This window comes from Streptomyces sp. NPDC127038, from assembly GCF_042725875.1.
In the GTDB taxonomy this organism is placed as follows: Bacteria; Actinomycetota; Actinomycetes; order Streptomycetales; family Streptomycetaceae; genus Streptomyces.
The window spans coordinates 55928-71944 of the sequence record NZ_JBHXDQ010000017.1; the positions used below are offsets into that span (position 1 = coordinate 55928).

Genomic DNA, 16017 nt, shown 5'->3' on the forward strand with positions numbered 1-16017 from the left:
GTTCCTTCCCGTATGGGATTCAGGGTTTGAGTCGGCCGGTGGCGAACATCGCGGACGACCAGGCCGTCAGCGTCGCCGCCAGGCCCCAGACCACGGCAAGGGCCCAGCCGGCGCTGACGTCGCCTTTGCCGAGGAACCCGATCCGTTCGGCCTGGACCAGCCAGAAGACGGGGTCGAGGTGGCTCACGTAGTTCCAGAACGAAGGCAGTTGACGGACCGAGTAGAAGACGCCGCCGAGGAAGCCCAGCGGCAGCAGGATGATCGACTCCATGGAGTAGACATGGTCGAGGGACTTGGCGTGACCGCCCGCGATCACGCCGACCTGCGCGGCGACCAGGAGCACTCCGAGCGTGCCGAACGCCAGGACGACGGGGCGGGCCGGGGTGCCGCCGTGGGTGAGCGGCAGGGCCACCGCCAGGACGCCCGCGCCCACGACGACGCCTCGGGCGACGCCGGCGCCCACCAGTGCCGCGTTGATCTCCCACCACCTGAGCGGGCTCGCGAACACGTCGTTGATGTACTGGTCCCGGCGGGCCTCGAACAGGCTGGTCGTCCCGTTGAAGAAGCCGACGTTGACGATCGCCTGGGCGAAGAGGCCGGGCACGATGAAGCTGCCGTAGCCGACGCCGTCGATCGTGTCGACGTGCGAGCCGAGAGCCGATCCGAAGACCACGACGAACAGCACGGTCGACAGCACCGGGCCGACGACGCTGTAGCGCCAGATCGTGAGGAAGCGCAGGACCTCGCGCTCCAGGAACCACAAGAACGGTGAGCGCTCCGGCCGGAAGGACTCGTCGTACGCCGGGAGGGCCGGCGTTTCGGTGCTGCTCACGAGGCCATCTCCTCCGCCGTGATCACCCGTTCGTAGACCTCCGAGATGTCCCGGGCCGCGTACCGCTCCCGCAGCGAGGCGGCGGAGCCGCGGTCGACGATCCGGCCCGCGCGCAGCAGCGCGATCTCGTCACACAAGGTCTCCGCCTCCTCCAGGTAGTGAGTCGTCAGCAGGACCGTGGTGCCGGCCGCGTTGAGGCCCTTCACGACCCGCCAGATCTCCGAGCGCAGTTCGACGTCGACGCCGGCCGTCGGCTCGTCGAGGATGAGCAGGCGGGGACGGTGCATGAGGGCCCGCGCGAGGACGAGGCGCCGTTGCATGCCGCCGGAGAGTTCGTAGGCTCGTACGTCGGCCTTGTCGTCGAGACGGAACAGGGCGAGCAGTTCGTCCGCGCGCCGGGCGGCCGCCTTCCGGCCGATGCCGTGATATCCCGCGTGGTAGACCAGGATCTGCCGGATGGACAGAAACCGGTCGACGTTGATCTCCTGCGCGGCCAGACCCAGCAGTCTGCGGGCCTGACGGCTGCGGTGGTCGTGCCCGAAGACGGAGAGGCTGCCGGCGCTGGGGCGCACGATGTTGCATACCGAACCGATGAGCGTGGTCTTTCCCGCGCCGTTCGGGCCGAGCAGCCCGAAGAAAGCACCATCCGGTATCTCCAGGTCGAGCCCAGCCACCGCGGTGAAGCCGTCCTCGTACGTCTTGCGCAGGCCCTCGACCCGCAGCGCGGGCGGACTCCCGCCGCTCCGGAAAGTGGAAGCGGCGGGAGTCGCGAGCGGGTCGCCCAGGGGAAGCGGGCCGGCCGTGGGAAGCGGATCAGGCCCGGAAAGCAGGTCAGCCATGGAACTGGTTCGCGGGCACCGGGAGCCCGTAGTGCTCACGCAGGGTGGTGCCTTCGTACTCCTCGCGGAACAACCCCTTGCCGCGCAGGATCGGCAGCACGTGCTCGACGAAGGCCGCCAGGCCCGACGGCAGCGCGGGGGCCATGATGTTGAACCCGTCTGCCGCACCGCCCTCGAACCAGGCGATGATCGTGTCCGCCACCTGCTCGGGTGTGCCGACGAACTCGAAGTGGCCGCGTCCGCCCCCGAGCCGAGAGATGATCTGCCGGACCGTGAGCTGCTCGCGCACCGCGAGATCGATGATCAGGTCGGAACGGCTCTGCGAGCCCTCCAGCTTCGGTCTCGCCAGGATGAACTCCGGCAGCGGCTGGTCGAGTTCGAAGGCCGACGGCTCGGTCTCGAACACCGCGGCCAGCTGACGCAGCCCGTACTCCGGGACGCGCAGCTCGTCGAACTGCCGCGCAAGCGCCCGGGCATCCTCCTCGGTCGAGCCGATGTACGGGACGATGCCGGGCAGCACGATGACGCCGTCCGGGTCGCGCCCCGCGGCCCTGGTGCGTGCCTTGATGTCGGCGTAGAAGGCGGCGGCGCGCTCGTACGTCGTGTGGGCGGTGAAGACGGCCTCGGCGTGGCGGGCCGCGAAGTCCTTGCCGTCCTCGGAGGAGCCGGCCTGGACGAGCAGCGGGTAGCCCTGCGGCGGACGTTCGACGTTGAGCGGGCCGGCCACTTTGAAGTACCTGCCCTGGTGGCCGAGCCGGTGGAGGCGCCCGGGGTCGGCGTAGCGGCCCGTGGACCTGTCCGCGACGACGGCCTCGGACTCCCAGCTGTCCCACAGCGCCTTGGCGACCTTCAGGAACTCGTCGGCGCGGGCGTAGCGTTCGGCGTGGCCAGGGCGGTCGTCGAGGCCGAAGTTGGCGGCCTCGTCGGCCCCTGCCGAGGTGACGATGTTCCAGCCGGCGCGGCCACCGCTGACGTGGTCGACGGACGCGAGCCTGCGGGCGAGGTTGTACGGCTCGTTGTACGTCGACGACACGGTCGCGATGAGGCCGATCCTGCTGGTCGCCTGGGACAGCGCAGTCAGCAGCGTCAGCGGCTCGAGCTGGCCGGGCGGGCGGAACTCGCCGGTGCCGATGAGGGCCGGGCCGTCCGCGAGGAACAGCGAGTCGAACTTGGCGCTCTCTGCGAGCTGTGCCAGCTCGATCCAGTGCCGCAGGTCGAAGTCCGCCCGGGGATTGCTGTGCGGGAGCCGCCACGCCGCCTCGTGGTGGCCCGCCTCCATGAGGAAGGCGTTGAGGTGGAGCCTCCTCCGTCCCGCGCTCATGAGGTGACCTTGAGCTTGGAGCTGTCGTAGTCGGCCGGCAGAAGGTTGTCGACGATCGACGGGACGTCGACCTTCTTGGCGATCTGCCCCGCCTCCAGGAAGGCGTCGGCGAGCTTCTGCTCCAGCTCGATGTCCGACTGCTCCACCGGAGTCACCCGGTTCGAGTAGGCGGCCAGGGACGCCTTGGCGTCATCCAGCGGGATGCCCTGCTCCTTCGACAGCGCCTGCGCGTATTCGTCGGGGTTCTTGACCGCCCAGGCGAACTCTCGCGACAGCCTCTTCAGGACGTCCGTCAGAGCCGCACGCTTGGTCTTGTCCTTCAGTGACGTGTCGCTCGCGACGTAGTAACTGCTCGTCTGGTCGATCGGCGGGAGACCCTTCACCAGGATCCGCGCGCCGTTCTTGACCGCGATCGCCGACTGCGGGTTCCAGATCGACCAGGCGTCCACCTTCCCGGTGTTGAACGCCGTGGCACCGGCCGCCGGATCGAGGAAGACCAGCTTCACGTCCTTGGGGGTGAGACCGACGCTCTTCAGCGCGTTCAGGGCCAGACCGTGGGCCGAACTGCCCTGCGGGACGGCGATCTTCTTGCCCTTGAGGTCGGCGGCCGTCTTCAGCTTCGAGCCCTTGGGCACGATGATGTTCTCCACCGCCTGGTCGGGAGTGAGCGAGCGGTTGACGGCGACGACCTTGAAACCGTACTCCTTCGCCGCGCCGGTGATCGGCGGTACGTCGCCGACGCTGCCCAGGTCGATGTCGCCCGAGGCGGCGGCCTGCACGAGCGGCGGACCGTAGGTGAAGCGGGCGAACTTCACCTTGTAGGGCGCGTTGTCGAACACGCCGGTAACCTTCGCCAGTTCCTGGCTGCCGTCACCGCCGTTGTCGCCGATCGTGAAGGTGTACTTGCTCCACTCGGGGTGCTTGGCGTCACTCGCGTCGACGGCGTTGCTCAGCGGCGCGGCGGTGTCCGACGACGATCCTCCGCAGGCAACGAGGGTGCTCGCCAGAGCGAGCGAGCCGACTGCGCCGATGAGTCTCGTGGTTCTCTTTCGCATGGGGTTGTCGTGCTTTCTGTGCTGGGTGAGGGTGTTCGGGCAGGTCACAGCCGGTCGGCGAGGCCGAGGTCTTCAAGGAGCCGGGCGCGGAGTTCCTCGCGGGCAACGCTCGCCTCGCGGTCCGCGGCGGTGAGGTGCACCTCGTGCGATGTGCCGATGCGGCCGTTGCTCATGACGACGATGCGGTCCGCCAGGGCTATCGCCTCGTCGACGTCGTGGGTGACGAGCAGCATGGCGGCCTGATGCTTGGTCCGCAGTGCGCGTACGAGGTCGTGCATGCGCAGCCGGGTGATCGCGTCGAGGGCGGCGAACGGTTCGTCGAGCAGGACGAGTTCGGGCTCAGAGACGAGCGCCCGCGCGAGTGAGACCCGCTGGGCCTCACCGCCGGAGAGCTCCTTGGGCCAGGCCTTCTCGCGCCCGGCGAGGCCGACCTCGGAGAGCACGTCGCGGGCCCGCTGTTCCGCGTCTGCCGCGTGCAGGCCGAGCGTGACGTTGCGCAGGACCCGCTGCCAGGGCAGCAGCCGGTCGGCCTGGAAGACGATCGCGCGCCGGGCCGGGACCTCCACGCGCCCGCCGTCGGGCCGGTCCAGTCCGGCGAGCAGCCGCAGCAGGGTGCTCTTGCCGCAGCCCGAAGGACCGAGCAGGATCACCAACTCCTCCTCGGCGATGGTGAGGTCGAGATGGTCGAGCACCACTCGGTCACCGAACCGACGGACCACCTGCTCGACGACGACCCCGGTCTGCCGACGGGGCTCCGTCGCGATCGTGTTGCTCATGACGCCTCATAACTGGGGCGCCACCGCAGCAGCACCCGCTCGAGAGCCCTGACGAACTGGTCGGCGAGCAGACCGAGGAGCGAGTAGATCACCAGCCCCACGAAGACCTGGTTGGTCTGGAGATAGGTCTGCCCCTGAGTGATGAGGAAGCCAAGTCCCTTGTCCGCGTTGACCGTTTCGGCGGCGACCAGGCCCAGGACGCTGTACGCGAGGGAGAACCGGAGGCCCACCAGGAACCCCGGCAGGGCCCCGGGCACCAGCACGCGCGTCACCAGGCGCCAGGTGCCCGCGCCCGTCGTGCGCGCCATTTCGATCAGCCGCTGGTCGACACCCCGGATCGCGGCGAACAGGTTGAGATACATCGGGACACCGGCGCCGAAGGAGATCAGCAGCACCTTCGTGAGCTCGTCGATACCGAACCACACGATCATCAGCGGCAGCACCGCGAGGAGGGGGATCGTGTTCAGCACCTGTACCAAGCCGTTGAACAGGTACTCACCGCTGCGTAGCAGCCCGCCGAGCACCCCGCTGACGATGCCCACCGTCAGACCGATCGCGAGACCGATGCCGGCCCGCTGCAGCGAGATGGCCAAGTCCGGCCCGAGGACACCCTGTTGCCAAAGATCGGCGGCGGACTTCACGATCGAGGTCGGCGCGGGGGCGTAGGTCTTCGACACCACTCCGGCCCGGGCGAGGATCTCCCAGGCGATGAGGATCGCGACCGGTGTCGTGTAGATGCCCAGCGGCCAGCGCAGGCGTTCGCGGAGTGTGCTGAGCAACGTCCGGCGGCGGGCGTCGCGCGGCAGGAACACCTCGCGTTCCCGCACGTTCGTCGTCTCGGCGTCCGGGCCCTTGGTGACGGCCGGCGCCTTGAGGCTGAGCTCGGTCATGCCGCCACCGCCAGCACGCTGCTGTAGTGCGAGGCATCGCCGATCAGTTGCTCGCTGCGGCGGCCGTCGACACCGGTCGGTGCCTCTCCTGCGATCGTCACCCGGTTGAGGCGGCGCGGGTGATCGTCGTAGTTGTCCACCGCGTAGTGCTGGGTGATCCGGTTGTCGAAGATCAGCAGCTGGTTCGGGGACCAGGTCCAGCTCAGGATGTTCTCCGGACGGGTCACATACGACTGGAGGATGCGCAGCAGATCTGCCGAGTCGCTGCTCGACAGGCCGACGATCCGCTTGGCGAACCCGCCGATGAACAGCCCGCGTTCGCCAGTGAGCGGATGGACTCGCACGAGTGGGTGCTCGGCCTCGTAGGGCGTCGAGACGAAGGCCCGGTCGTACTCCTGTCGCTGCGCCGTGGCGGCTGCGGGGCGGGCGTAGTCGTACTGGTTGGTGTGCACGACGCGCAGCGTGTCCGCGAGGGCGCGCAGCGGTTCGGGCAGGTCGCGGTAGGCCGCAGCGGCGTTGGCGATGAGCGTCTGGCCGCCGTAGGGCGTGGTCACGATGGACCGGAGCGTGGTGAGCTGCGGCGGGTTGACCACGAAGGTGACGTCCGTGTGCCACTCGTTCGCCTTGGACGTCGCACTGTCGACGGCGAGGACATTCGTCGTGCCGTCGGCGGCCGGCACGTTCGGATGGGCGGTCGTCAGGTCGCCGAACCACCCGGCCACACGCTCCTGACCGGCGTTGTCGAGCTGCACGTCGTCGAACACGATCGCCTTGTGCTCGTTGAGGGCGTCTCGGAGCATCGTGACTGTCGAGAGGTCGGGTGGCGCCGCGAGGTCGACGCCGTCGACGACCGCGCCGATGCGGCCGGTGAGCTTTCGGATGGACGGAGGCATGAGGGGATCCCTCCCGGGCAGATGGGCACGCCAAGGGCTGCTGGAGAACGGGGAGTCGGGTGAAGGGGGTTGGGTACTGCGCAGGACTGATCGACCACGCGGAATACCGGACTGGGCCGGCCGGAGAGAGGACGCGTGGTCGCAGAAGGCGCGTGGTCGCAGGAGCGATACAGCCGCGTTCTCAGCGGCCGCGTCGGCGTGCGCGAACAGGCTCCCGGCTCATACGAGAAGGAGATGAGAGGAGAGGGGAGCCCTCAGGAGGTGGATACGACGATCCCTTGCCGCGTCAGCGACAACAAAACGCGCTGGAGACGTGCGCCAGGTCGATGTGGCGCCGCCGAGTGAGATCCACGCGCGGGTTCATAAGACGGGAGTTCAGCAGAGGTCCACCACGTCGGTCAATAACTTTCCGGACAGGTCTTGCATTGCGGACACGGAGAACGCCTCCGCCTGGTCGTGGAGACCGCACAGCCCGCATTGCTTGCCTCTGACGTGTGCGTCAAGGGCAAGCCTCCTGTGCGGCAGCGCCGCCGGTCGTCCACGCTCGGCCCGTTTCCCTCGATCAGCAGCGGTGCTTCGTTGTCTTCCCCGGGCTGCGCACTCTGCTCGATCCCCCCGGTGGCCACGCCCGAACAGCGGGCCCTGCAGACAGCCACCCGGTGAGCGTCAGCGGGCGGCCGCAGAGCGGGCCGAGGCCGAGAACGTCAGCCGGGAGTTGCGGGCGGTGCGCCGGGGTGGGGCCGTGCGGCCCAGGCGCTGCGCGACGCGGCGGCGTTCGAATGAGGCCGGCCCACCGAGGCCCCACACGACGGCGGGGCCTCGGTACGGTCATCGCCTGCGTTTTGTCAGCAACGGATTGGGCGCCGCGCTGCCGGTGAGCGCTCGGAGGGTCAGCGTGGGGCGAGGAGCCGTCCCGCGTTCTGCAGGACGTACCGTGCAACGTTCGTGCCAAGCGTGATCCCCGCCTGGTCGGCCGACCGGGTGTGGATGCCGGAGAAGACCCGAGCGTCCACGTTCTCGTCCGAGAGCTGCTTCCAGGCGGTGTACGTCCTCGTCACCCCGGGCGCGGTGGGGCTGGTCAGGTCGAACGGGGCGGTACGCGGCCCGACCAGCGCCGACAGCACGGTCTGTGCGGCGCCCGCGTAGGTGTTGTGGCCGCTGGGGTAGTCCGGGTGAGCGGGGGTGGTGTGCAGCGGCGTCCAGTCCGGGTCAGGGACGATGGTGCCGGTGCGGATCGCGGTGACGGGACGCCAGCGTTCGTAGGTGTACTTGCTGTCGGAGGTGGCGATCTGTGTGTCCACCAGCGCCACGTGGAAGAGCGCGACCAGCCGCGCCTGCCCGGCGATCCCCTGGTCCGCGCGCGAGAGCGCCACCCGCAGCGGCTCGGTGTAGAGGGTGAGGGAGGAGCCCAGCCAGAAGGTGGCGGTCTCGGTCTGTTGGGCGCTGCGCACCGCGCTGTCCGCGGCACCGTACGCCCGCACCTCCGCGAGGTCGGCTGCGTAGCGCCTGGAGTCGAGGGCGGGCGGCGGGCCGAGCCGGAACTGGCTCTGCGTTCTGAGCAGGAACGGCTTGGCGAGACGGTTGCCGTACTGGGCCGCCGGTGCGTAGTCGGGCGGCGTCGGCTGCCAGACGCCCGGCGCCGCGGGCTTCACGGGATAGGGCGCGTTGACCGAGGCGGGATCCAGGCCGTCGCCCTCCCTCGACTTCACGACAAGATCGGCTTGCTTCTCCCCCGCTGCGACACCCCGCTCCTCAGCGGGGCCATCGGGGATCGCGTCGAGGGTCTCCTTGTACGTCGCGTCGAGCTGCTCCGCACGGCTTGGGACCAGCGTCACCAGCGCACGGTGTACGGCCCCGGCGAGCGCCGCCTCCTGATACACGCCGCGCTCGACGCCCGCGGGCACGCTCCGGGTGGCCCTGGCGGCGGCGAGCCAACTGATGGCCCACGTGCGGCTGTTGGTGATCTGGGTGGATGCCCCGGCCGCCGCGATGGTTTCGGCGGTGGCGTCGTACCAGGCGAGGGACGTGGACGTACGGCCGGCCGCCGCGGCCTGTGGAACGGCGACGGACGCGGTCAACAGCGCCGCCGCACCCAGGACTACGAGGGCGGGCCGCGTTCTGGTCGAACTCATGTGATCTCCTTCGGTTTCGGTAGGGGTGAGAGAGCCGCTGAGGCATGAAGAGGGCGAGGTGTGGCACCCGCGTCGCGGGGGATCAGGTCGATTCCTTGGAGCGGGGAACCGCGCCGGCGTGGTGCGCCGACGGTGGTGCGGACAGGCGAGACGGCGGGACGGGGCGGCGCTTCGAGGACAGCAGCAGGGCAACGGCGAGCAGGCCCGCGCAGACACAGGAGGCCAGCGCGTACCCGGTCCGAGGTTGACCGTCTCCCGGGGGACCGGAAGCGGCGTGCAGATAGACCGCCGGGACGGCGCTGAGGCAGATGGCCGCCGCGATGCGCTGGGCCATCTGCAGGACGCCGCCGCCCACTCCCGCGGCCTCGGCCGGAGCATCCTGCAGAACCTGGGTCTGGTTGGGCGAGACGGTGAGCCCTCCGGCGGTGGCGGACATCAGCTGCGTCCCGGCCAGTGCCATCGGCAGCGCCTCCGTCGGCGCGTAGAGCGCGACTGCCGCTCCCGTCAGGGCGGCACCGATGCCCAGGGTCAGTCCGACGGTCACCGTACGCGGTCCGATCCGTCGCACGAGCCGCCAGGCGAGGGCCGAGGAGATGCCCATCCCGACCGCCCCGGGGAGGGTGACCGCCGCCGTGAGCAGAGCGGACAGACCGAGGCCGCTTTGCAGGAAGGTGAGTACGAGGAACGCGGCCAGTGAGGAGCCGAACTGGGCCATGGCGACGGCTGTGCCCAGCATGTACGGCTTCGACGAGGTCAGCGCGGGGTGCACCAGTGGCTGACGGCCCCGCCGCACCCGCAGGCGCTGGTGCACGGCGAAGACGGCTGCCAGCACGCCCACCGCGGTGCCCCACAGCAGTGTTTCTCCCCCGCCGTCCGGGGTGCGGATGAAGGGCACCATCAGCGTCAGCGTGCAGCCGCAGAGCAGACCGAGGCCGAGGACGTCCAGCCGGGAGTTGCGGGCGGTGCGCCTGGGCGGAGGCAGCAGGCGGGCCGCGAGGGTCAGGGTGAGTACGGCGCACGGAGTGCTCATCAACAGGCAGCACCGCCAGCCCGCCTCGGGGCCGAGTCCGGCGACGAGCGCACCGCCGAGTGGCGGGCCGAGGGCCGTGGCCACGCCGCCGGTGACCGCGTACAGGCCAAGCGCACGCCCGCGGGCCGGACCGTGGAAGACGTCCTGAATGGTGCCGATCACCTGCGAGTTGACGAGCCCGGCCGCAGCACCCTGGACCAGCCGGGCACCGATCAGGGTCTCCGGCTCACCTCCGGTCGCGGCCGTCACCCCGGCAAGGAGGAAGACCGCCACCCCGGCCATGAAGAGCCACTTGCGCCCGTGCAGGTCACCGAGGCTGCCACCGGGGACGAAGGCCAGGCCGAAGGCCAGCGAGTACCCGGCCACGATCCACTGGACGTCCGCCCCGGTGGCCCCGAGCGACTGGCGCATGCTGGGGATCGCGATGTTGAGCACAGCCTGGTCCAGCAGGGTCGTCCCGCCCGCCGCCATGCACACCAGCAGCACCCGCCGTGCGGCGCGGTCTTCTCCCGGGAGCACTACGCCCGCCGGGACGACCGCGGCAGGCCCAGGTGATCGCGCAGTGTGCGGCGCGTGTAGTGGGTGCGGAACAGGCTGCGGCGCCGCAACCCGGGGATGACGCGCTCGGCGAAGGCGTCCAGGCTGCTCGGCCCTGCGTTCGCCGGGTCGTCGGCCGCGCCGGTGCCACAGGCGGTCGCGGCCAGGCCGGCGAGGACTGAGCTGGCGGCGAGCCGGAGGGCGGTGCTGCGGCGCATGGCGGATCGTGCTCCTCGGGTGCTGGCGACGGGGTTCATACGACGGCGGCTCTCAGCCCTGCGTCGAGGTCGGCGATCAGGTCGTCGATACCCTCGATCCCGACCGACAGCCGCACCAGGCCGGGGGTGACACCAGCTGCGGCCTGCTGACCGGCGTCCAGTTGGGCGTGGGTGGTGGAGACGGGATGGATGACGAGGCTGCGTACGTCGCCGATGTTCGCGAGATGGCTGAACAGCCGGACGCCTTCGACGAATCGCCGGCCCGCCTCCAGGCCACCCACAAGTTCGAAGGCGAGGACCGCTCCGGCACCGCGCGGCAGATACCGCTTGGCCTGCGTCTGCCACGGGCTGGAGGGCAGGGAGGCGTAGTGCACTCGCGTCACCCGGGGCTGTTCCTCCAGCCATTCCGCGAGCGACTGGGCGTTGGCCACGTGCCGTTCGATGCGCAGGCTGAGCGTCTCCAGGCCCTGCAGGAGCAGGAAGCTGTTGAAGGGAGAAACGGCCGGTCCCAGATCCCGGACCAGGCGGGTGCGCAGGCGCAGCGCGTAGGCAAGGCCAAGGTCGGAAAAGGAGTCCCAGAAGGACAGGCCGTTGTAGGTCGGATCGGGGCGGGTCAGTCCCGGCCATCGATCGGGGTCGGCACCGAAGTCGAAGTGCCCGCTGTCCACGACGACCCCGCCGATACCGGTGCCGTGGCCGGACAGGAACTTGGTGGTGGAGTGCACGACGATGTCGGCGCCGTGCTCGAACGGGCGCAGCAGGTAGGGCGTGAGCACGGTGTTGTCGACGACGAGCGGCACGCCGACCTCGTGGGCGATGCGGGCCACCGCCTCGTTGTCGAGGATGTTGCCGCGTGGGTTGCCGATGGTCTCACCCAAGAACGCCTTCGTGGTGGGACGTACGGCCGTGTGCCAGGCGCCCAGGTCGTCCGGGTCGTCGACGAAGGTGACATCGATGCCGAAGTCGGCGAAGGTGTGCTGCAGCAGGGTGCGGGTGCCGCCGTACAGGGACGACGAAGCGACGATGTGATCGCCCGCGCGAGCCAGGTTGAGCAGGGCGAGGCTCGTCGCGGCCTGGCCGCTGGCCACGGCGACCGCGGCCGACCCGCCCTCCAGCGCGGCGATGCGCTCCTCGGCCACCGAGGTGGTGGGGTTCGACAGCCGGGTGTAGGCGTGGGTGGTCAGGTCGGACAGTTCGAAGGCCGCGGCGGCGTGCGCGACGTCCCGGAAGACGTAGCTGGTGGCCTGGTGGATCGGCACCGCTCGGGCGCCCGTCGCGGGGTCCGGAACGGCACCGGCATGCACCTGACGGGTCTCGAAGGCCCAGTTGCTCATAGGTTCTCGGCCTCCCGCTTCACCAGGGCCTCGGACCACCAGCGCTCGGCGACCCGCGGATGCGAGCGGAGCCAGCCGACGACCGCGTTCTCCCCGAAGGCCGCGAGCAGCGGGTTGTCCGGGTCGTCGGTCACTCCACGGCTCAACGCCGCCAGCTCCGGGGGAAGTTGCAGCGGCCTGACAACCGCGTCCAGGCACGGGCCGAGGAAGAAGGGGATCGAGTAACGGTGAACACCCGGCTGCGGACTGACCACCCGGTGCTGAGTGGCCTTCAGATAGCCCTGGGTCGCGATCTCCAGCATCTCACCGATGTTGAACACGAACGCGCCGGGCACGGGTACCGCGTCGATCCACTCGCCGTCCTCGCGCTGCACCTGGAGCCCGCCGACCTCGTCCTGCTGCAACAGCGCGAGATAGCCGTAGTCCTTGTGCGCACCCACGCCCTGGTCTGCGTCCTCGGCGACGCGCGGCGGATAGTGCACGATCTTCACGTGCACGGCCGCCTCGTCGTCGAACCACTGGTCGAAGTAGCCCTCGTCCTGCCCGAGCGCCGCGGCGAGCGCCCGCAGCACCTCACGACTCACCCGCAGCGCCTCCGCCTGCCAGCGCAGCACGATGTCCCGCAGCTCCGGTAGTGCGGAGGGCCATTGGTTGGGGCCGATCAGGCGCAGATAGTCGGGATCGTCCGGGCCGGTCTCGAGCGCCGCCCGCTCCGGGCCGATGTCGATCTGCTCGCGCCAGTCGGCGCTGCCCCCCGTGTATTCGGTGCCGGTGCGCGTATAGCCGCGGAACTGCGGTGAGTTGAGGTTCTCGATCTCCAGCCGCTGCTCCTCCGGCAGCGCGAAGAAGCGGCGGGCCGCGCTCAGCACCTCTTCCCGCAGTGCCGCTGACACACCGTGCCCTGATACGTAGAAGAAGCCCACCTCGTGGGCGGCGGAGCGGAGTTCGGCGAGGAAAGCGTCACGGTCCGCGTCCGGGGCGCGGAAGCGGGAGACGTCGATGACAGGCAAGGCTGTGGACTGGGCCATGGGAGATTCCTTCACGGCAGGGCGGACACGCGCGCTTCACAACTACGCCCCCAGCAATGGCTAGTTGAGGGCGAAAGGAGGCAGCAGACAGAAAGAGAAGAACGGGATCGCGAGCCGTCGAACGGCGGTCAGCAACAGACCTGGTCGAACTGGTCGGCGCGGCGGCTCACCCAGAACGGGTCGAGCAGCACCGTGTGTGCCGTGCCAGTGGTCTCCATGGCCGGATCAAAGCACACCAGGAAAGATGCGTCCACCATGCGTCCCAGCGGGCGGGACGACCCTGCGCCCATGGTCGACCTTGACATTCAGCGGGGCGGACGACATACGTTGAACGGGAAAGTTCCTGACAGGTGGAGGCTTCGATGCACGTACTGGGCGCGGCACCGCGCGGTGCGTGCACTGGTGCGCGGCTGATCACCCGGCGGCACGTCGACTACTGCCGCACCTCCTCCGCCGTCTGTCCTTCCGCACACGCCTGACCCCTGTCGGCCAGCCCCGCCGGCTGTCTCGTCGTGGCCTGTGGCCGCGCGTGCTCGCGTTTTCCTGCTCCCGTGTTCCCGGAAGGAACCCCATTGTCCGGCTCTGCCCTGCACCTCGCCGTCGAGCTCGACGGCGACGGCGCCCACCCCGCGGCCTGGCGCCGTGCCGCCCACTCCCCCGATCAATTGCTCACGCCGCGCCGCGTGGCCCGGGTCGCCGCCATCGCCGAGAACGCCGGGTTCACCCTGATCACCCTGGACGACGGCGTGCTGCCGCCGGGCGCCGCACCGGATCCGGTGGGCCGGATCGGCGCAGTCGAGCGGGCAGCTTTCGTCGCGGCGTCCACGAGCACCATCGGGATCGCGCCGGTCGTCCCGGTCACGTATGCGGAGCCCTTCCACGTCTCCAGTCAGTTGGCGTCCCTGGACCACATCTCCGCCGGTCGCGCCGGGTGGGTGGTGACGGAGGAGGAGCGTCCCGAGGCGGCCCGGGCCTGGGGGCGCCCGCTCGTCGCCGGCGCCGACGCGCGGGCCCGGGAGTCCCGTGATGGGGTCGATGTGGCCCGCGCCCTGTGGGACTCGTGGGAGGACGACGCGGTCATCCGGTCAGTGGCCACCAGCCGCTACCTCGACCGCGAGCGGCTCCACTACATCGACTTCACCGGTGACACGTATGCCGTCAAGGGCCCGGCGATCGTGCCGCGCCCGCCGCAGGGGCAGCTCGTCGTCCTGGGCCGTCCGGACCGGGTTCCCGACGCACAGCTCGACGTCGCGCTCGTCACAGGGCGCGACCTCGCATCGGTCGCCACGGCCGCCGCAGACGCCGGTACGCCCCGCGTCTTCGCGGAGGTCGAGGTGGCACTGGACACACCCGAGGCCACAGCCGCCGAACGCGTCGCAGACCTCGAACGACACGCGGAATGGACCGACCGGGGAAGGCTGCGGCACATCGGCCCCGCCGACCAACTCATCGCTCTGCTCGGTGAGTTGAGCCGTCACGTCGACGGCGTACGGCTGCATCCGCTGGTGCTGGACGAGGACCTGTCCGTCCTCTCCCGCCTCGTCCTGCCGGACCTGTCCGAGCGGCGTCTTGTCGCCCGTCCGCTGCCCGGCACGCCCCTGCGCTCGACCCTGGGTCTGCAGCGCCCCGCCAACCGCTTCGCCACCGCCGCCGCGGCCGCCCCGGAGGACGCCCGATGACCCGCACCGACCCCCTCGACGTCCCCCGGCCCGACGCCCAGCTCCACTTCGGGGTGTTCTTCCAGGGCGTCAACCACTGGACCATCTGGTCCGCCCCCGACAGCGGCTCCCAGATCGACCCGGCCTCCTTCCGCCGGGTCGCCCAGACCGCCGAACGCGGCCTGTTCGACGCCTTCTTCCTCGGTGAGGGGCTGCGGCTGCGCGAGGTCGACGGCAGGATCCACGACCTCGACGTGGCCGGACGGCCGGACGCCATCACCCAGCTCGCCGCGCTGGCCGCGGTCACCCGCCGCATCGGCCTCGTCTCCACCTCCAACTCCACCTTCAACGAACCCGCCGATCTGGCCCGCCGCCTCTCCGGTCTGGACCTGCTCTCCGAGGGCCGCGCCGGCTGGAACGTGGTGACCACGGACAACGCCTGGACCGGCGCGAACTTCCGCCGCGGCGGCTACCTCGACCACGCCGACCGCTACCGGCGCGCCGAGGAGTTCCTCACCGTGGCCCGCGCCCTCTGGGACGGCTGGGAGGACGGGGCAGTCGCCGACACCATCGGCGCGCCCGCCTGGTCGCTGCCCGGCGCCGTCCACCAAGTGCGCCACAAGGGGCCGCAGTTCGACGTCGACCTCGCTCCGACCCTGCCGCGCAGCGCCCAGGGTCACCCCGTGATCTTCCAGGCCGGGGACTCCGGTGAGGGACGCGACTTCGCCGCCCGCAACGCCGACGTCATCTTCTCCGCGCACGGCACCGAATTCGACGACGCGCTGGCCTTCGCCGAAGACATCCGGCGTCGGCTGCGCGCGGTCGGGCGGCCCGACGACGACCTCCGCATCCTGCCCGGCACCGAGATCATCATCGGCGCCACCGAGGAGGAGGCCCAGGAGAAGAAGCGCTGGATCCGGCTCCAACAGGTCACCCCGGCCACGGCCCTGGGCATCGCCGGACTGCTGTGGGGCATCGATCTGTCCGACCGCGACGCCGACGGGCCCTTGCCCAAGGAGGACCCGGTCGTCACGGAGAACGACGGCTCCTTCGGTGCGCGGCGCATCGCCGACCCGCGCGCCATCGTGGCCGAATGGCGGGCAAAAGCGGAGGCGCACGGCTGGTCGCTGCGCGAGACCGTCATCGCGCTGGGCCCCCAGCGCGGGCACGTCGGCACTCCGGCCAGCCTCGCCGACAAGTTCGCCCATTACGTACGGCACGGCGCGATCGACGGCTTCAACGTCACTCCGTACCTCATCCCCGACGGCCTCGACGACATCGTCGACCTGCTCGTCCCGGAACTACAGGAACGCGGCATCTACCGCACCGAATACACCGGCAACACCCTGCGTGAGAACCTCGGCCTGCGCGCACCGCTCACCCACCGGTCCGCACCGGACCGACGGCAGGCGGGCTGAGCCCCGGGCCAGCCCTTCCACTCATGGCTGAGTACACATGACTGACAAGAAGCTGT

Annotated in this window: 14 protein-coding genes; 2 read left to right on the forward strand and 12 right to left on the reverse strand. The window is 70.3% G+C overall.

Features of this window, described 5'->3' with window-relative positions:
* Positions 1 to 19 precede the first annotated feature (19 nt).
* The 12 genes from ACFWI4_RS15205 to ACFWI4_RS15260 all read right to left on the reverse strand — a co-directional run bounded on the left by ACFWI4_RS15205 (position 20) and on the right by ACFWI4_RS15260 (position 12885).
* Entirely contained in the window at positions 20 to 832 is an 813-nt protein-coding gene (locus ACFWI4_RS15205) for an ABC transporter permease (RefSeq protein ID WP_387195583.1), read from the reverse strand.
* Complete coding sequence (locus ACFWI4_RS15210; RefSeq protein WP_387195586.1) at positions 829 to 1671, reverse strand: ABC transporter ATP-binding protein; 843 nt, start codon at positions 1669 to 1671, stop codon at positions 829 to 831. The genes ACFWI4_RS15205 and ACFWI4_RS15210 overlap by 4 nt, the downstream gene beginning before the upstream one ends.
* Positions 1664 to 2992 carry an LLM class flavin-dependent oxidoreductase gene (locus tag ACFWI4_RS15215; RefSeq protein WP_387195589.1) on the reverse strand — a complete coding sequence of 443 codons (1329 nt, stop codon included), beginning with the start codon at positions 2990 to 2992 and terminating at the stop codon, positions 1664 to 1666. The genes ACFWI4_RS15210 and ACFWI4_RS15215 overlap by 8 nt, the downstream gene beginning before the upstream one ends.
* Positions 2989 to 4047, reverse strand: coding sequence for an aliphatic sulfonate ABC transporter substrate-binding protein (locus ACFWI4_RS15220; RefSeq protein ID WP_387195592.1), 1059 nt, complete (start codon positions 4045 to 4047; stop codon positions 2989 to 2991). The genes ACFWI4_RS15215 and ACFWI4_RS15220 overlap by 4 nt, the downstream gene beginning before the upstream one ends.
* Before the next feature lie 44 nt (positions 4048 to 4091).
* Positions 4092 to 4823: an ABC transporter ATP-binding protein gene (locus tag ACFWI4_RS15225; protein WP_387195595.1), complete on the reverse strand. Its 732-nt coding sequence runs from the start codon at positions 4821 to 4823 to the stop codon at positions 4092 to 4094.
* Positions 4820 to 5713, reverse strand: coding sequence for an ABC transporter permease (locus ACFWI4_RS15230; protein ID WP_387195598.1), 894 nt, complete (start codon positions 5711 to 5713; stop codon positions 4820 to 4822). The genes ACFWI4_RS15225 and ACFWI4_RS15230 overlap by 4 nt, the downstream gene beginning before the upstream one ends.
* Positions 5710 to 6606, reverse strand: a complete 897-nt coding sequence (locus ACFWI4_RS15235; RefSeq protein ID WP_387195601.1) for a TauD/TfdA dioxygenase family protein — start codon at positions 6604 to 6606, stop codon at positions 5710 to 5712. The genes ACFWI4_RS15230 and ACFWI4_RS15235 overlap by 4 nt, the downstream gene beginning before the upstream one ends.
* Before the next feature lie 890 nt (positions 6607 to 7496).
* Positions 7497 to 8738 (reverse strand): vanadium-dependent haloperoxidase, encoded by a 1242-nt coding sequence (locus ACFWI4_RS15240; RefSeq protein ID WP_387195604.1) that lies wholly within the window; start codon positions 8736 to 8738, stop codon positions 7497 to 7499.
* Positions 8739 to 8820: 82 nt separating this feature from the next.
* Entirely contained in the window at positions 8821 to 10287 is a 1467-nt protein-coding gene (locus ACFWI4_RS15245) for an MFS transporter (protein ID WP_387195607.1), read from the reverse strand.
* Positions 10287 to 10523, reverse strand: a complete 237-nt coding sequence (locus ACFWI4_RS15250; protein ID WP_387195610.1) for a hypothetical protein — start codon at positions 10521 to 10523, stop codon at positions 10287 to 10289. The genes ACFWI4_RS15245 and ACFWI4_RS15250 overlap by 1 nt, the downstream gene beginning before the upstream one ends.
* A 35-nt stretch (positions 10524 to 10558) precedes the next feature.
* On the reverse strand, positions 10559 to 11857 hold the full coding sequence (locus ACFWI4_RS15255; RefSeq protein WP_387195613.1) for an O-acetylhomoserine aminocarboxypropyltransferase/cysteine synthase family protein: 1299 nt from the start codon (positions 11855 to 11857) through the stop codon (positions 10559 to 10561).
* Positions 11854 to 12885, reverse strand: coding sequence for an isopenicillin N synthase family dioxygenase (locus ACFWI4_RS15260; protein WP_387195616.1), 1032 nt, complete (start codon positions 12883 to 12885; stop codon positions 11854 to 11856). The genes ACFWI4_RS15255 and ACFWI4_RS15260 overlap by 4 nt, the downstream gene beginning before the upstream one ends.
* A 572-nt stretch (positions 12886 to 13457) precedes the next feature.
* On the opposite strand from ACFWI4_RS15260, the gene ACFWI4_RS15265 reads away from it, so the two are divergent.
* Positions 13458 to 14564, forward strand: coding sequence for an LLM class flavin-dependent oxidoreductase (locus ACFWI4_RS15265; protein ID WP_387195619.1), 1107 nt, complete (start codon positions 13458 to 13460; stop codon positions 14562 to 14564).
* Positions 14561 to 15961: an NtaA/DmoA family FMN-dependent monooxygenase gene (locus ACFWI4_RS15270; RefSeq protein WP_387195622.1), complete on the forward strand. Its 1401-nt coding sequence runs from the start codon at positions 14561 to 14563 to the stop codon at positions 15959 to 15961. The genes ACFWI4_RS15265 and ACFWI4_RS15270 overlap by 4 nt, the downstream gene beginning before the upstream one ends.
* The last annotated feature ends 56 nt before the right edge of the window (positions 15962 to 16017 follow it).

What these genes read in the sequence shown, in the direction of transcription:
- ACFWI4_RS15225 (WP_387195595.1), bottom strand. Translation starts at nt 4,823, where the DNA reads ATGAGCAACACGATCGCGACGGAGCCCCGTCGGCAGACCGGGGTCGTC.
- ACFWI4_RS15220 (WP_387195592.1), bottom strand. Translation starts at nt 4,047, where the DNA reads ATGCGAAAGAGAACCACGAGACTCATCGGCGCAGTCGGCTCGCTCGCT.
- ACFWI4_RS15230 (WP_387195598.1), bottom strand. Translation starts at nt 5,713, where the DNA reads ATGACCGAGCTCAGCCTCAAGGCGCCGGCCGTCACCAAGGGCCCGGAC.
- ACFWI4_RS15270 (WP_387195622.1), top strand. Translation starts at nt 14,561, where the DNA reads ATGACCCGCACCGACCCCCTCGACGTCCCCCGGCCCGACGCCCAGCTC.
- ACFWI4_RS15260 (WP_387195616.1), bottom strand. Translation starts at nt 12,885, where the DNA reads ATGGCCCAGTCCACAGCCTTGCCTGTCATCGACGTCTCCCGCTTCCGC.
- ACFWI4_RS15210 (WP_387195586.1), bottom strand. Translation starts at nt 1,671, where the DNA reads ATGGCTGACCTGCTTTCCGGGCCTGATCCGCTTCCCACGGCCGGCCCG.
- ACFWI4_RS15240 (WP_387195604.1), bottom strand. Translation starts at nt 8,738, where the DNA reads ATGAGTTCGACCAGAACGCGGCCCGCCCTCGTAGTCCTGGGTGCGGCG.
- ACFWI4_RS15250 (WP_387195610.1), bottom strand. Translation starts at nt 10,523, where the DNA reads ATGCGCCGCAGCACCGCCCTCCGGCTCGCCGCCAGCTCAGTCCTCGCC.
- ACFWI4_RS15235 (WP_387195601.1), bottom strand. Translation starts at nt 6,606, where the DNA reads ATGCCTCCGTCCATCCGAAAGCTCACCGGCCGCATCGGCGCGGTCGTC.
- ACFWI4_RS15255 (WP_387195613.1), bottom strand. Translation starts at nt 11,857, where the DNA reads ATGAGCAACTGGGCCTTCGAGACCCGTCAGGTGCATGCCGGTGCCGTT.
- ACFWI4_RS15215 (WP_387195589.1), bottom strand. Translation starts at nt 2,992, where the DNA reads ATGAGCGCGGGACGGAGGAGGCTCCACCTCAACGCCTTCCTCATGGAG.